Genomic DNA, 14,762 nt, shown 5'->3' with positions numbered 1-14,762 from the left:
CAGGCCCCAGGTCTCGCCGCTTCGCCAGGTCAGGCGAGGGCGGGCGGGCCGGGGGCCGTTGAACGCGCGAGCGGAGCGGGTCCGGGTGGCCCGCGGCGCACCACGGCGTGGGCGTGGACGGCTCCGCGCAGGCGGCGCGGCCGTTCGTACGGGGCGGGGAAGACGGGCGGGGCCGGCAGGGCCGCCACCCGTGCCCGGACGAGGGCGAGCGCGCGGGCGAGCGGCCGGGCCGCGTGCAGCGCGGCGGTGGCCAGGACGCGGGCCAGCCGGAAGACGGCGGCCTCGCCGCGCGCGAGCCAGGCGGCGCAGAGCAGCCCGGCGAGCACGTGGGCGGCGATCATCGCGGCGCCGCCGTGACCTGCCATACCGGCCATGTCGGCCGCGCCCGTGGCGCCTGCCATCCCTGCGGTGCCCGCCATGTGGGCCATGTCGGCCATGCCGGGGGCTTCGGCGGCCATCGCGCCCGCGTCCGCGGCCGCCACGGGGTGGTGGCCGTGCATCGGGCCGGGAGCGGCGAACGGCTTCGCGGCGGCCGCGCTCCCCGAGAAGACCAGGTGGAGCACGCCCTGCACGGAGAGCACCGCGGCGGTGATGCCCACGGGGCCCCGCCGCCGCCCGGCGGCGAGCCATGCGAACCCGCAGGTCACCCCGAAAGCACCCAGAAGGCCGAAGAAGGGGATATCCGTTCCGGACATGGACGAATGCCCTATCGCGCCCAGGGCGACGCACATCGCCGCGAAGATTGCGGCTCGCGTGGCGCGCATCGGCGCGAATGATTCGAACATGGCCGGGACATGTTCGCACGGGGTGCCTCGGTTCCCGCCAGAGGCTTATCCGATCATGAGCAGATGAATCCAATTCCGTGGGGAGCGGTGTACGCCGGCGGGGTGCAGTTCGGGGCCTACGCCCTGGAGCGCACCGGCGCGGCCGAGCGGGAGCGGCTGCTCCGGGACTGCTCGACGAATGTCGACAATCTCGCCGCCGGACGCTGGGAGACGCTGCTGAGCAGCGCGCTCGTCGTCGAGGAGCCCATGCCCCTGCCGTACGCCCTCCTGCTGGTCGCGGTCCTCGGATACGCCGAGTACGCGTACGGAGCCTGGTGGACGGCCGCGGTGTTCCTGTTCGGGCACGCCGCGGCGACCCTCCTCGTCTACGGCGCCCTGCGCAGGACCGCCGATCCGCGGACCCGGCGCGCTGTGGACGTGGGGACGAGCTACGGGTTCAACGCCGTGCTCGGCTCGCTGACCTCGGCCCTGCCGCGCGGGGCGGTCCGTACGGCCGCGCGGGTGGGGCTGCTGGCGCTCGCGGCGGCGCCGGTGGTCCGGCGCGGGCGGACCTTCACGGACGCCGGCCACCTGGCCGCGCTCGGGGTGGGCATCGGGGTCTCGCTGGCCTTCGATTGCCTTTCCGGGACGAAACATCGGAAAATTACATGAACCACACCCAGCAGGAGCTGCCACGATGACCGCCACCCCGTCCACCACCGTCGCCAACCTCCGCGACCTCGGCGGCACCCCCCTCCCCGGCGGCCGCACCGTCCGCCCCGGCCTGGTCCTGCGCTCCGGCCAGCTCGACCGGCTCGACCTCGACGCCGACCCGGTGGTGGCGGGGCTGGGCCTGCGTACCGTCATCGACTTCCGCACCGCCGCCGAGCGCGCCGACCACCCCGACCGGATACCCGCCGGGGCCCGGGTCCTGGTCGGCGACGTCCTCGCCGACAAGCTGAGCTCCGCCCAGGTGCCCGCCGCGCAGCTGAAGGACCTGCTGTCCGACCCGGCCGTGGCCGAGCAGCACCTGGGCGGCGGGCGGGCGCAGGCGCTGTTCGCCGACACCTACCGGTCCTTCGTGAACTCCGGCTCCGCGCAGGCCGCGTACCGGATGCTGCTCACCGAGGCCGCCGACGCCGGCTCGGGCCCGCTGCTGTTCCACTGCACGGCCGGCAAGGACCGGACCGGCTGGGGCGCGACGGTCATCCTGGCGCTGCTGGGCGCGGACGACGAGACGCTGATGGCCGAATACCTGTCCGTCAATCCGGCGGTCAAGCAGGCCTTCGCCCCGATGATCGAGGGCTTCACGGCGGCCGGCGGCGACCCGGACATCGCGCTCGCGCTGATCGGCGTCTTCCCCTCCTACCTGCGGGCGGCGCTGGACGAGGTCGAGACGCGGTACGGCTCCATGGAGAAGTACGTGCGTGAGGGGCTCGGTGTCGCCGACGGGACGGTCGAGGCGCTGCGCGCCCGTCTGGTGGTCTGACCCCGCGCCCTCTCCCGCGCCTGGCCCCCGGTCCCGGGCCCGGCCCCCGGCCGTGGCCCCCGGCCTGGGCCAGGACCGGTGACCATCCGACGATTCGCTCGTTCTGCTGAACGTGACTGCGCCGGATACCGCCACCCGCCCCGTGCCTCCCGTGTCTCCCGTGCCGCCGGACGTCGAGCAGGCCGAGGCCGCCATCGTCGAGCACTACCCCCGGCTGGTGCGGCTCGCCTATCTGGTGCTGCCGCCCTCCCTCGGCCGCAACCGGCGGGTGCTCACCGCCCACTCGCTGGTCCAGCGGGCGCTGCCGCGCGGGCGGCGGGACTCGGCGGCTGCCGCGGCCGCCGTGCGGGGCGGGGTTCCGGGCCAGCGGGGCGGGGCGGAGGACTCCGGGTACGCGTACGTCCGGCTGCGTGTGCTGCGCGCCGCCCTGGAGGCGGGGATCCCGCTGACCTTCCGGGCGCTGCCGCGGCGCGCGCAGCTCCCGCCGGTGCTCCCCCAGGTGTGGGGGCTGCGGCTGTTCCCCCGCTCGGGCGGGGCCGAGGAGCTCGCCCTCGACCAGTGGCTGGCCACCCTCGACGGGCCGGGCCGGGCCGCCTGCGTGCTGCGCGCGCTGGAACGGCTGTCCGAGCCGGACGTGCTCCGGGTGCTCGACGAGGCCGGGGTCCCGGATCCGGCCGCCGCGGCCCGGGAGTCCGGGGATCCGGCGAACGACGCCCTGTTCGCCTCCCCCGAGTTCGACCCGTGCGTGCTCCAGGCCCGGCCCACGGACCTGCTGCGGCGGCGCCGTCTCGTGCGGGCCGCGCTGGCCGCCGGGGCCGCCCTCGCCGTGTGCGGGGCGCTGCTCGCGCTGCCCGGCGGGGGCTGGGGCTCGGGCGGGGCCGCCGCCCCGCTGTACGCGCGCAACGCCGTGGCCGAGCAGGCCCTGGATCCCGCGAAGCTGGTGCGGGCCGAGCCCGCCCTCTGGCGTACGTCGTCGCGTACGGACTTCTCCACCTGGCCCGCCCGCGGCGACCGGGCCGGCGATACGGAGCTGCTGCGTCGGGCGCTGGCCGTGTGGGCCCGGCCCGGCCCCTCGGTGGTCACCTCGGCCACTCCGGGCACGCCGGCCGGACCGCCGATGGGGCCGGCGCAGCTGCTGTTCGCGGGCGCCGTGGACCAGGCCGTCGTGGTCCTGATGTACGACGGCCTGCGCGTGGTCCGCTACGCCGAACCGCGGACCGGGACCGCGGGCGCCGCCCTCGACTTCGCCCGGACCGACGGTGCCTCGGCGGAGACCGCCACCGCGCTGGTGCTCAGCCGGGTCGACGGCAACGTCCGGTATCTGACGGCGCCGTGGGTCACCGGTACGGCCCTGCGGGACCTGCTCAAGCCCGCCGCTCCCGTGGTGGCACTGAAGCCGTCTCCGGACGGGGTGACCCCGCCGGTGGCGGGCCCGGCCCCGGCGGGCAGCTGTACGGGCTGGAACGCGCTGGCTCTGACGGGCGACGGCGCCACCCGGCTGATCACCGACCTCGGTGAACTGACCCCGGCCCGGCTGACGTCGGGTGCGCCGGGCGCCGAGCGCGATGTGACGGAGGCCGCGGAGCTCGGGGACTGGTCGAGGATCGCCTGTCTGCTGCCGGCGGTCCGCTCGCACGGGGTCCGTACGGTCAACGCGTGGACGTACGCGAAGCAGCCGCTGCCGGAGGGCGACGGGACGGCGGCCTGGCTCTGCACGCGGGCCGAGACCTGGCAGGGGGCGGCCGACCGGGTGCAGGCGCAGTTCCTGGCCCCAGGTGCCCCGATGGCGGCGCAGGCGGCCCGCTCGGAGGGGTCGGCGGCCTGCGGGCCGCGGGAGCCGCGGGTGCTGGCGGGCGTGCTGTGGAAGTCGCGGGCCGGCCAGTGGTACGTGCTGGCGGCGGGCAGTGCGCAGTTCGCCTCGCTGTCGGTGTCGGGCGGCGGGGTGAGCGGGTCGGCGAACGGCAACCGGCTGGCGGTGAAGGCGCCGGCGGGTGCGCAGGTGGATCTGTCGGGCAAGTTGACGGACGGGACGAAGGCGGGCGTGCTGCGGTAACCCCCTGCGGGTGGGTGAAGCTTCAACCGTCAGGAACTGTGGGGTAGTTGGCGGGATCCGGACATGACGGTCGCCATGGGTACATGGCATGATCGGGTTCCGGTTACCAAGCGGTAACCCCCAACACCCCTCCCCCCTGAAGGTCTCCCCACGTGCGCACGCTGACCCGACGCCTCCTCATACCCGGCCTGACCGCCCTCGCCCTCACCGCCACCGGCTGTGGCTCGACCCCTCACACCAGCTCCGCCGGACCGGCCGCCCCCGCCTCCGTCACCCCCTCGTCCGACGGCACGTCGCAGCAGCTCGACGTGGCCGCAGCCCCGCAGGGGACGCCCACGCCGGCGGCCGTGGCCCGGGCCGACGGGAAGGGCAGGACCGAGAAGTCCACGCTGAAGGTCGCCTCCTACGACCAGGCCAGCGGCCGGGCCGTCATCGCCAAGTCCGCATCGGAGGCCGGCCGTTCGCCCTCGCCCGGCAAGTCGTCCGGCACGGGCAAGGCCCCAGAGAGCGGCAAGTCCCCCGAGGCCGGCAAGTCCCCGGAAGCCGACAAGCCGGTGGCGGTGGGCGATGTCATCGCCAGCGCACCGGCCCCCGGCGCCCCCTCGGGCCTGCTCGCCAAGGTCACCGAGGTCGTCGGCAAGACCGACAAGGGCACCGAGGTCAAGACCGCCTCCACCACGCTGGCCGCCGTCCTGGGTGACGACAAGGCCGACGGCAAGGTCGCCGTCGACCCTGCGGCGGTCACGGTCGAGCCCCTGACGAAGGGCGTCACCTTCTCCTGGGCCAAGGGCCCGGGCCTGACCTTCGGCCCCGAGGGCGCGAAGCTGCCGCTCGGCAACCTGCGGCTCGACGTCAACGCCTCCGTCGACACCGCCCCGGACGCCCCCGCCTCGGCCGGCGCCTCGGTCTCCGGTTTCGTCCAGCTCGCCCCGCAGGTCGAGTTCGCGTACGACGGCAGCACCGGCGGCGCCCCCGGTCCGCGCGGCGCCTTCCTCGGCATGAGCGGTGACTGGTCCTCGCAGTGGAAGCTGCAGGGCCGCGCCGCCGCGAGCACCGGAGCGCCCAAGCGGATCCCGTTCGCCAAGCTGCACAGCTCGCCCGTCATCCAGGTCGGCCCGGTGCCGGTCGTCGTCAACCTCGACCTGACCTGCTACATCCAGGTGGAGGCCGACGGCCGCGTGACCCTCGACGTCCAGCAGGACGTCAAGGGTGACTTCAAGGTCGGCGGCAGCTACGCCGTGGGCAAGGGCTGGACCCCGGTGAGCGCCTCGAACGTGAAGAGCACGCCGGTCAAGGCGAGCGTCACCGCCGCCGGGCGGGTCAAGGGCGCGATCGGCGCCGAGGCCTCGGTCGGCCTGTACGGCGCCGTCGGCGTCACCGCGGACTTCGCCCCGTACCTGCGTGGTGAGGGAGACATCAAGGCGGCCGCGTCCAGCGACGGCAAGACCTCCCTGGACGGCGCCTGGGCGCTGTACGGCGGCTTCGACCTGAGCGGAAACCTCCAGCTCCAGCTCTCGCTGTTCGGCACGCCCGTCTTCGAGCGCCGTATCCCGCTGGGCACCCTGAACCGTGAGTGGGCGCTCTCGACCGGCCACGTCGGGCGATAGCCCGCGCGACCCGTACGCACACCGACACACACTGCCCGGGCGTGGACGCGCCCGGGCAGTGGCATGCCGGAGAAGTCCGCGCAGGGGGCTTCTCCTCCCTCCTACCCATCAGTACATTGACACCATGTCTAATACGCCGCTCGCGCCCGCCCCCGTGGCGTCGGAACACGTGGACCTGAGGCCCCGGAACGTGTCCTTCGGCTGGGAGGACACCCCGCTCCACTGGCTGCCGGGCGACCCCTTCGCCGGGCACATGATCAATGTGCTGCACCTGCTGCTCCCCGCCGGGGAGCGCTGGTTCGTACACGTCTACAAGCAGGTCCTCCCGTACATCGAGGACGAGCAACTGCGGGCGGACGTCGTCGGCTTCATCGGCCAGGAGGCCATGCACGCCACCGCCCACGACGACGTGCTCCCCCACCTGAAGCGGCTCGGGCTGGACCCGACCCCCTACACCGCGCAGGTGGACTGGCTGTTCGAGAAGCTCCTCGGCGACCGGACCCTGCCGCCGGGCCGGGCCCGCCACTGGTGGCTGATGGAACGGGTCGCGATGATCGCGGCGATCGAGCACTACACGGCGTTCCTGGGCGACTGGGTGCTGAACGCCGACGCGCTGGACCGGCGGGGCGCCGACCCCACCATGCTGGACCTGCTGCGCTGGCACGGGGCGGAGGAGGTCGAGCACCGCTCGGTGGCCTTCGACCTCTTCATGCACGTCGACGGCAACTACCGCCGCAGGGCGCGTACCTGGGCGACCGCCTTCTCGGCCCTGGTGTTCCTGTGGCAGCGCGGGGTGCGCTTCTTCATGGAGAACGACCCGCACCTGGTGGACGGCAAGGCCTCCTTCGGGAAGTTCTTCGTGGCCGGGCAGCAGGGGGTGCTCCCGTCGACCGGAGCGATGCTGAAGTCCATCCCGAAGTACCTCTCCCGCACCTACCACCCCTCGCAGGAGGGCTCGACGGCACAGGCGGTGGCCTATCTCGCCGCCTCCCCCGGCGCGAACGGCGGGGTGCGGGCATGAGGCGCGCCCTCACGGTCACGGCCGCCCTGGGCGCGGCCTGGATGACCCGGCGCGCCCTGAGGCGCCGCATCGGCGGCTCCCCGCTCTGGCCGCTGCCGGCCCTGGAGACGCCGGTGTCGGGCCACTCCCCGCGCCGCGCGCTGCGGGCGCTGATCGTCTCCCGTACGGAGACCGCGCAGGGCGTGCTGCGGCTGACCGTGGAGTCGCCGGACCTGCCGGCGTGGACCCCGGGCGCGCACGTGGACATCACCCTGCCCTCGGGCCTGGTCCGCCAGTACTCGCTGTGCGGCGACCCGGCGGACGCCGGCCGGTACACGATCGCGATCCGGCTGATCGAGGACGGCCGGGGCGGCTCCCGCGAGGCGCACGCGCAGCTGGTCGAGGGTGCCGAGCTGGAACTGCGCCCGCCGCGCAACCGCTTCGAACTGGTCCCGGCGGCCTCGTACGTCTTCGTCGCGGGCGGCATCGGCATCACGCCGATCCTGCCGATGCTGCGGGCCGCCACGGCGGCGGGCGCCGACTGGACGCTCCTGTACGGGGGCCGCACCCTCGACTCGATGCCCTTCCTGGACGACCTCGCGCCCTACGGCGACCGGGTGTCGGTCCTCCCCGAGGACGAGACGGGCCTGCCGGACCTGGCCCCGGTGTCCGCGGCGGGGCCGGGCACGCTGGTCTACTGCTGCGGTCCGGAGCCGCTGATGCGGGCCGTGACGGCGGCGGCCGCGGATCCGTCGGCGGTGCATCTCGAGCGGTTCGCCCCGGCGGAGGGCCCCGGTCCGGGGCGGGCCTTCACGGTCGAACTGCGCCGCTCGGGGCGGGTCGTCGAGGTGGCGGCGGACGAGAGCACACTGGCCGCGGTGCGCCGGGAACTGCCGGACACCCCGTACTCCTGCGAGCAGGGTTTCTGCGGGACCTGCCAACACCGGGTCCTGGCGGGCGGGGTGGACCACCGCGACGAGCTCCTCACGGACCAGGAGCGCGAGGACTCGATGCTGCTGTGCGTCTCCCGCGCGAAGGGGGACCGGCTGGTCCTGGACCTGTGAACGCTCCCCAGTAGGGTGTCCGCATGACAACCGGAGTGCGACGCAGGATGGGTGTCGAGGAGCGGCGGCAGCAGCTGATCGGGGTTGCCCTGGAGCTGTTCAGCCACCGCTCCCCCGACGATGTGTCGATCGACGAGATCGCGGCGGCCGCGGGGATATCCCGGCCGCTCGTCTATCACTACTTTCCGGGCAAGCTGAGCCTGTACGAGGCCGCGCTGCGGCGGGCGGCCGACGAGCTGGCGCTGCGGTTCGTGGAGCCCCGGGAGGGTCCGCTCGGGGCGCGCCTGCTGCGGGTGATGGGGCGGTTCTTCGATTTCGTCGACGACCACGGGCCGGGTTTCTCGGCGCTGATGCGCGGCGGTCCGGCCGTCGGCAGCAGCCGGACGAACGCGATGATCGACGAGGTCCGGCAGGCGGCGTACGAGCAGATCCTCACGCACCTGGGCGTGGGGCTGGAGCGCACGCCCGCGCGCCTGGAGCTCGTGGTGCGCTCCTGGGTGTCGCTCGCCGAGTCCACCGCGCTGATCTGGCTGGACGGGCGCCGGATCCCGCGGGGCGAACTGGAACTGCAGCTGGTGCACGACTTCGCCGCGCTGGCCGCCGTGAGCGCCGCGTACGACGCGGAGATGGCGGGGATCCTCGTGGGGATCCTGGCCGGCGAGCCCGCCGACGGGCCCTTCGGGGAGCTGGTCGGGCGGCTCGGTGCGCTGGTGCCGGGCGGGGCGTCGGAGACCGTCCCGGGCTGAGGGCCGGGGCGGGTACCGGGCCGGGTGCGCAAGGCGCTCCGGATCCGCGCCGGATCCGGGGTGTGGCGGCCGCCCATGATCATCGATAATGCCCGCGTGATCATTGACGACGAGATCCTGTTCCGGCCTGCCGAGGAGAAGGACGCCGGCACGCTGGTGCAGCTGTACGACCAGGCTGCCCGGTGGATGCGCAAGCACGGGATCGATCAGTGGAAGCCCGGCGACAAGGACGCCGCGCACTTCCGGTCGAGGATGCGCGAAGGAGAGGTCTGGCTCGCCGGCGATGCCGACGGGCGGGTGTGCGGGGCCTACGAGTTGTGGTGGTCCGACGAGGACGCCTGGGGGGTCCAGCCGCCCGTGGCCGGCTACGTGCACCGGCTGATGGTGGCGCGCGAGGTGGCCCCCGCGGGGGCCGGGCGGCGGCTGCTCGAACACGCCGAGCGCCGGACCGCCCGGACCGGCCGGGAACGGGCGCGGCTGGACTGCGTCTCCACCAACCCCCGGCTGCTCGCGTACTACCGGGGTGCGGGCTACCGGGTGGTCGGGGAGCTCCCCAACAAGGAGGGGAAGGATGGCAGGACCTACGGGGTGATCCTGCTGGAGAAGCGGCTGGACCGGCTCAGCGCCGTGTGAAGACCGAGACGGTGCGGGCGGGGACGGTGAACTCTCCTGTCTTCGCGTCGTACGCGGACTGCTTGACGGTGGCGTCGGAGCCCGCGGCCTGGACGGGGTGCAGCCGGTAGGCGGTGCCGGCGAGGGCGGGGACGCGCTGGGCCTGGGCGGTGGGGGCCGCGTTGAAGACGACCACCAGGTCGCCCAGGGTCATGGTGATCACGCCCGGGGTCTCGTCCTTGCCCGAGAGGGGGAAGGCCAGCCGGGACTGGACCGCCTCGGTCGTGGTGAGGGCGAAGTCCGGTTCGGTGGTGCGGATCCTCAGCAGGTCGCGGTAGGCGGCCGAGGTGGCGCCCATGTCGGTGCAGGTGGGCGCCGGTCCCGTCAGCAGCGGCTTCGCGTGGAGCCACTTCGAGGCGTTGTCGGCGGCCGGGGGCAGCCCGCGGCCGAAGCCGTTGCCGTCCTGGCAGTTCCAGTGGATGGCGTTGAACCAGTCGCCGCTGTCGTAGGAGTTGCGGTCCAGGGACTTGGAGCGGAGCAGGTCGGTGCCCGCCTGGGAGAGGGCCGGGCCCTGGGAGAGGGTGGCCGTGGCCATGGCCAGGACCTGCATGCGGGCCTTGTCCGCGTTGCTCGTGGCCGGCGGGAGTTTGTAGGTCAGGGCGTCGGCGAGGGATTCGTTGTCGTGGGCGTCGGCGTAGGCGAGGGCGTCGCCGGGGGCGGCCGCGTAGCCGGCCGGGGCGCCGTTGTAGTCCAGCTCGGAGCCCTTGATGCGGCGGCCGGTGGTGTCGGTGAAGGCGTACGAGGCGAGGTTGCCGGACAGCCCGACCTTGATCAGGTCCTGGGCGTGCAGGAGGCGGGCCTTCTGCTGCTCGGCGGTGCCGTTGGCGGGCGAGGCGTTCGGGGCGGTGAACAGCCCGGACGCGAAGCCCTGGACGCGCGGGTCCTCGTCGAAGGGGCCGCCGCCGCGGACGGCGTCACGGGCCCGGTCGGAGAAGGTGGCGATGCCGGTTCCGGCCATGTTCTTCTGCGTGGCCTGCACGAAGCGGGCGTCGTCGGCGATCTCGCCGAAGTTCCAGCCCTCCCCGTAGAGGACGATCTTCTTGCCGTCGACGCCGTCCTTGGCGGGGGTCAGGGCGTCGAGGGCCGTGCGGACGGCCAGGATGTTGGCCTTCGGGTGGTGGCCCATCAGGTCGAAGCGGAAGCCGTCGACCTTGTACTCCTTCGCCCAGGTGACGATCGAGTCGACGACCAGGCGCCCCATCATGGCGTTCTCGGGGGCGGTGTTGGCGCAGCAGGTGGAGGTGGCGACGGAGCCGTCCGCCAGCAGGCGCTGGTAGTAGCCGGGGACGATGCGGTCGAGGACGGACTTGTCCGACTGGCCCGCGGAGACGGTGTGGTTGTAGACGACGTCCATCACCGTGCGCAGCCCTGACCCGTTGAGGGACTGGACCATCCTGCGGAACTCGACGGTGCGGGCCGTGCCGTTCGGGTCGCTCGCGTAGCTGCCCTCGGGGACGGTGTAGTGCAGCGGGTCGTAGCCCCAGTTGTACGCGTCCTTCGCGGCCGCGGCGGCCACGCAGGCCTGCTGTTCCTGCGAGTCCGGCGCGTACACCTTGAGGTCGCAGGCGGGCTCGGTGCGGTCGGCGGCCTTCTCCGGGATGGTGCCGATGTCGAAGGCCGGCAGGAGGTGGACGTAGGAGGTTCCGGCGGCGGCCAGGTCGCGCAGGTGCCGCATGCCCGCCGAAGCGGTGTCGGTGAAGGCCAGGTACTGGCCGGGGTGGGTGGTGGTGCGGTCCGCGACGGAGAAGTCGCGGATGTGCAGCTCCTGGATCTGCGCGGAGGTGAAGGGGACGGGCGCGGGCTTGCGCAGGGTCTTCCAGCCGGGCGGGGCGAGCTTCGGGTCGGCCAGGTCGACGACCAGGCTGTGGACGGAGTCCGCGGTGAGGGCGGTGGAGTAGGGGTCGGTGACGAGGTTGCGGACCACCTGGCGGGTGCTCGGGGCCCAGACGCTCACGTCGTAGCGGTAGGGCTTGCCGGTCCAGTTGCGTTCGCCGCGCACCGACCAGACGCCGGTGGCGTCGTCGCGGCGCATGGCGACCGTACGGCCGTCGAGTTCGAGGGAGACCTGCTGGGCGGTGGGGGCCCAGACGGAGAGGGTGGGGCGGCCGTCCTGGAAGACGGGGCCGAGGGAGGTGGTGGTGGCGTACAGGTCGTCGAGGACGCCGGCGAGCTGTACGCCGGTGGCGGCGAGGACCGCGCCGTTCGCGGCGCGGGCGCTCGCGACGAGCTGGCCGCGCAGGGCCTCGCGGACCCGTGCGCGGTCGCGCGGGTCGACGGTGTAGGCGCCGTACGAGGCGAGGTGCGGGAACTTCTGCTTCTGGGCGGCGGTGAGCTCGGCCTTGCCGAGCCGCAGCCACTGGGCGCGGCCCGTCAGGGTGCCGTTCTCGGCCTTGACGGCGCCTTCGCGCGAGGCGAGGAGCTGTACGGAGGCGGCTGTGGCGGGGGCGTTCCAGGCGAGGGTGTCGCGGTCGATCCAGACGGCCTGGGACTTGGTGAGGTCCAGGGCGGCGGCGGAGCCGGCGGGCTGCGGGAGGAGGTACTGCTCCTGGCCGCCCAGCATCCACACCTCGTGGCCGGTGGCCTTCAGGTCCAGGGACCGGTCGGTGGGGAGGTCCTTCTCGTCGCCCTTGTGGAGGATGTAGCTGAGGCTGGTGGCGCCGGGCGCGAGCGGGACCTCGTAGACCGCGCCGTAGGAGTCGGTGCGGGTGGGGAGGAGGGGCTTGGACCAGTCGGTGGGGTTCGCGGCTCCGGTCCAGACGTGCAGGCCCCAGCCGTCGTAGGCGCGGTCGGGGCGCTGGTAGTGCAGAACGGCCTTGTTCTGGTCCTGCGGCGGGTAGGCGGGGCGGTCGGTGCGGGCGGGCTCCTTGCCCTGCTCCAGCCAGATCTCGCCGGTCTTCGTCACGTCGACGGTGCGGTCGGCGGCGACGTCCTTGTTGCCGTCCTTGTCGATGACGAGGTAGCCGACGGAGGAGGCGCCGGGCTTGAGCTTGACGTACGCGAAGGCGCCGTAGGCGTCGCGGCCGGTGAAGTCGTGGCCGGCGGGCCAGGGGGTGGCTTCGCCGTCGGCGAGGTCGCCCCAGGCGTAGAGCCGCCAGTTCGTGTAGTCGCCGTCGGGGCGGTTGTAGTGGACGACCGCGTGGTCGCGCTGGGTGGCGGTGGGGATCTCGGTGGGCGGGGCCTGGCCGGTGGCGGAGGCGGCGAGGGCGCTCGCGGTGCGGCCGGCGGAGTCGACGACGACGGCCTTGTAGCGCAGGGCGGTGCCGGCCGGGGTCTTGGCGTCGAGGGGCTGGGTGACCTTGTAGGGGGCGTGGTCGGCGGTGCCGAGGACCTGCCACTTCTCGTTGCCGGTCTGGGCGGCGAAGACCACGCGGTTGAGCGCCCCGCCGGTGACGTCGGCGGAGAGCTCGACGGTGCCGGTGGCGCCGGGGGCCGGGGCCTTCAGGGTCAGGGCGGGCTTGACGGCCGGCTTGGCGGCGGGCGCGACGGCCTGGAGGACCACGGAGCCGAGGGCGGGGACGGGCACGGTGAGCTTGCCGGCCGCCGAGGCGCGGATCAGCGCGGTGCCGCCGTACAGGGTGCGGTACTGGGAGCCGGCCGGGGCGTCGATCTCGACGGTGCGGGACGCGGCGCCGTTGTTGGCGGCGACCAGGTACTCGGTGCGGGTCTTGGTGTCGGTGCGGGCGAAGGCGTAGACGGAGCCGTCGGCGAAACGTTCACTCTGGACGCCGTCGCGGAGGGCCGGGTGCGCCTTCGTCAGCTTCGAGAGAGCACTGATCTGCTGGTAGAGCGGGTGTCCCGGATCGTAGGCATCGCTCGCGTGCGTGCGCGCCGTTCCGAGCTGGTCGTCGTCCAGGTAGTCGGCGACCTGCGTGGCGAACAGCGGCTGCCGGGCGTCCTTGTCGCCGCCGGCCCCCGTGAAGCCCTGCTCGTCACCGGAGTAGATCACCGGATTGCCCCGGGAGAAGAACATCAGCTCGTTGGCCAGCCGGTAGCGGTCCAGCAGCTCCTGCTCCCCGGCGCCCGGCCGGTCCTGCTTCAGGAAGGTGGCGAACCGGCCCATGTCGTGGTTGCCGAGGAAGATCACCTGCTCGTAGGCATTGGCCTTGCCGGAGGTGTACCGGTAGTCGTCGCCGAGGACGGAGGCCAGCCGGCCGGCCGCCGCGCCCTGGGAGGCGTACGCGCGGATCGCGTCCTGGAGCGGGAAGTCGAGGGTGGCGTCCAGCTTCCCGCGGGTCACGTACGGGGAGGTGACGGCGGTGTCGGCGGAGTAGACCTCGCCGAACATGAAGAAGTCGTCACGGCCGCGCTTGGCCGCGTAGGTGTCGAGGGCGGTCGCCCACTGCGTCCAGAACTCGGTGTTGACGTGCTTGACCGTGTCGATCCGGAAGCCGTCGATCCGGAAGTCCCGCACCCACTTCTCGTAGATCTTCTCCATCCCGCTGACGACCTCGGGACGCTCGGTCCACAGGTCGTCGAGTCCGACGAAGTCGCCCTGGTCGGAGGACTCGCCCGCGAAGGTGGAGTCCCCTCGGTTGTGGTACATCGTCGGGTCGTTGAGCCAGCCCGGCACCTTGAGGTTCTTCTTCGCATCGGGCACGAAGGGCGTCCTCGGGAAGGACGTGCCGTCCACCTTCGGGAACTTCGCCTTCCCGTCGGCGTAGTCCTTGTCCTCGAAGGGCACGCCGTCCTTGGTCAGATAGGGGAACGCCCCCTTCGACAGGTACGAGTACGACGCCTCCCGGTAGTCCACGACATCGGCGGTGTGGTTGGTGATGACGTCGAAGAAGACCTTCATCCCCTTCCCGTGCGCCTTGTCGATCAGCCGCTCCAGGTCGGCGTTGGTGCCGAAGTGCGGGTCGACCTGCGTGAAGTCGGTGATCCAGTAGCCGTGATAGCCGGCCGAGACATCGGCCCCCTTGCCCTGCACCGGCTGGTTCTTGAAGATCGGCGCGAGCCAGATGGCCGTGGTGCCGAGCCCCTTGATGTAGTCGAGCCGGTCGGTGAGCCCCTTGAGGTCACCGCCCTGGTAGAAGCCCTTGTCGGTGGGGTCCAGGCCGGTCTCCAGGCGCGAGCCGGTCAGACCGCCCCGGTCGTTGCCCGGGTCGCCGTTCGCGAACCGGTCCGGGAGCACGAAGTAGAACTGCTCCCGGGTCAGGTCGTGGCGGGCCGGCTCGGCGGCCAGTTTCGCGTCCGAGGGCGGGGCGGGCGGCGGCCCGCTCGTCGCGGCCGCGGCGGGGAGGGCGGGCAGGAGCGTCACGGCCAGGGCGGCGGCGAGCACTCCTGCGGCAGGGCGTATCAAGGCAGGTCTCCTTGTGTACGTGTCGCATGGATGAGGACCGCCCGGCCTGGCAGGGAGGAAGGTGCCGG

At 73.3% G+C, this 14,762-nt stretch carries 10 protein-coding genes; 8 read left to right on the top strand and 2 right to left on the bottom strand.

Annotated features, from left to right (window positions below; translation table 11 throughout):
- Positions 1-29: 29 nt before the first annotated feature.
- Positions 30-764 (bottom strand): hypothetical protein, encoded by a 735-nt coding sequence (locus KO717_RS25685; protein WP_301371590.1) that lies wholly within the window; start codon positions 762-764, stop codon positions 30-32.
- Positions 765-848: 84 nt separating this feature from the next.
- Here KO717_RS25685 and KO717_RS25680 point away from each other — a divergent pair, with 84 nt between their 5' ends.
- The 8 genes from KO717_RS25680 to KO717_RS25645 all read left to right on the top strand — a co-directional run bounded on the left by KO717_RS25680 (position 849) and on the right by KO717_RS25645 (position 9,356).
- Positions 849-1,436 (top strand): rhomboid-like protein, encoded by a 588-nt coding sequence (locus KO717_RS25680; protein WP_301371589.1) that lies wholly within the window; start codon positions 849-851, stop codon positions 1,434-1,436.
- A gap of 25 nt (positions 1,437-1,461) precedes the next feature.
- On the top strand, positions 1,462-2,253 hold the full coding sequence (locus tag KO717_RS25675) for a tyrosine-protein phosphatase (protein WP_301371588.1): 792 nt from the start codon (positions 1,462-1,464) through the stop codon (positions 2,251-2,253).
- A 112-nt stretch (positions 2,254-2,365) separates the two neighbouring features.
- Positions 2,366-4,306 carry a hypothetical protein gene (locus KO717_RS25670; protein ID WP_437184578.1) on the top strand — a complete coding sequence of 647 codons (1,941 nt, stop codon included), beginning with the start codon at positions 2,366-2,368 and terminating at the stop codon, positions 4,304-4,306.
- A gap of 152 nt (positions 4,307-4,458) precedes the next feature.
- Positions 4,459-5,913, top strand: coding sequence for a hypothetical protein (locus KO717_RS25665; protein ID WP_301371586.1), 1,455 nt, complete (start codon positions 4,459-4,461; stop codon positions 5,911-5,913).
- A 124-nt stretch (positions 5,914-6,037) separates the two neighbouring features.
- Positions 6,038-6,934: a metal-dependent hydrolase gene (locus KO717_RS25660; RefSeq protein ID WP_301371585.1), complete on the top strand. Its 897-nt coding sequence runs from the start codon at positions 6,038-6,040 to the stop codon at positions 6,932-6,934.
- Complete coding sequence (locus KO717_RS25655) at positions 6,931-7,977, top strand: PDR/VanB family oxidoreductase (protein ID WP_301371584.1); 1,047 nt, start codon at positions 6,931-6,933, stop codon at positions 7,975-7,977. Before KO717_RS25660 ends, KO717_RS25655 begins: the two co-directional genes overlap by 4 nt.
- 23 nt (positions 7,978-8,000) lie before the next feature.
- Positions 8,001-8,723, top strand: coding sequence for a TetR/AcrR family transcriptional regulator (locus KO717_RS25650; protein ID WP_301371583.1), 723 nt, complete (start codon positions 8,001-8,003; stop codon positions 8,721-8,723).
- 96 nt (positions 8,724-8,819) lie between these two features.
- A complete protein-coding gene (locus tag KO717_RS25645) occupies positions 8,820-9,356 on the top strand; it encodes a GNAT family N-acetyltransferase (RefSeq protein ID WP_229875165.1) in 537 nt (178 codons plus the stop codon).
- On the opposite strand, the gene pulA is transcribed toward KO717_RS25645, so the two are convergent.
- Positions 9,343-14,694 (bottom strand): pullulanase-type alpha-1,6-glucosidase, encoded by a 5,352-nt coding sequence (pulA, locus tag KO717_RS25640; RefSeq protein WP_437184577.1) that lies wholly within the window; start codon positions 14,692-14,694, stop codon positions 9,343-9,345. The two genes, KO717_RS25645 and pulA, sit on opposite strands and share 14 nt — an antisense overlap.
- Between the last annotated feature and the right edge of the window lie 68 nt (positions 14,695-14,762).

Origin of the sequence: Streptomyces xanthophaeus, from assembly GCF_030440515.1 — a bacterium.
Lineage (GTDB): Bacteria > Actinomycetota > Actinomycetes > Streptomycetales > Streptomycetaceae > Streptomyces > Streptomyces kutzneri.
This window is presented reverse-complemented; position numbering and strand designations above follow the sequence as displayed.

Bases quoted from the DNA above. Each gene is read 5' to 3' on its own strand.
- KO717_RS25685 (WP_301371590.1), bottom strand. From the start codon at position 764: ATGCGCGCCACGCGAGCCGCAATCTTCGCGGCGATGTGCGTCGCCCTG.
- KO717_RS25680 (WP_301371589.1), top strand. From the start codon at position 849: ATGAATCCAATTCCGTGGGGAGCGGTGTACGCCGGCGGGGTGCAGTTC.
- KO717_RS25675 (WP_301371588.1), top strand. From the start codon at position 1,462: ATGACCGCCACCCCGTCCACCACCGTCGCCAACCTCCGCGACCTCGGC.
- KO717_RS25660 (WP_301371585.1), top strand. From the start codon at position 6,038: ATGTCTAATACGCCGCTCGCGCCCGCCCCCGTGGCGTCGGAACACGTG.
- KO717_RS25655 (WP_301371584.1), top strand. From the start codon at position 6,931: ATGAGGCGCGCCCTCACGGTCACGGCCGCCCTGGGCGCGGCCTGGATG.
- KO717_RS25650 (WP_301371583.1), top strand. From the start codon at position 8,001: ATGACAACCGGAGTGCGACGCAGGATGGGTGTCGAGGAGCGGCGGCAG.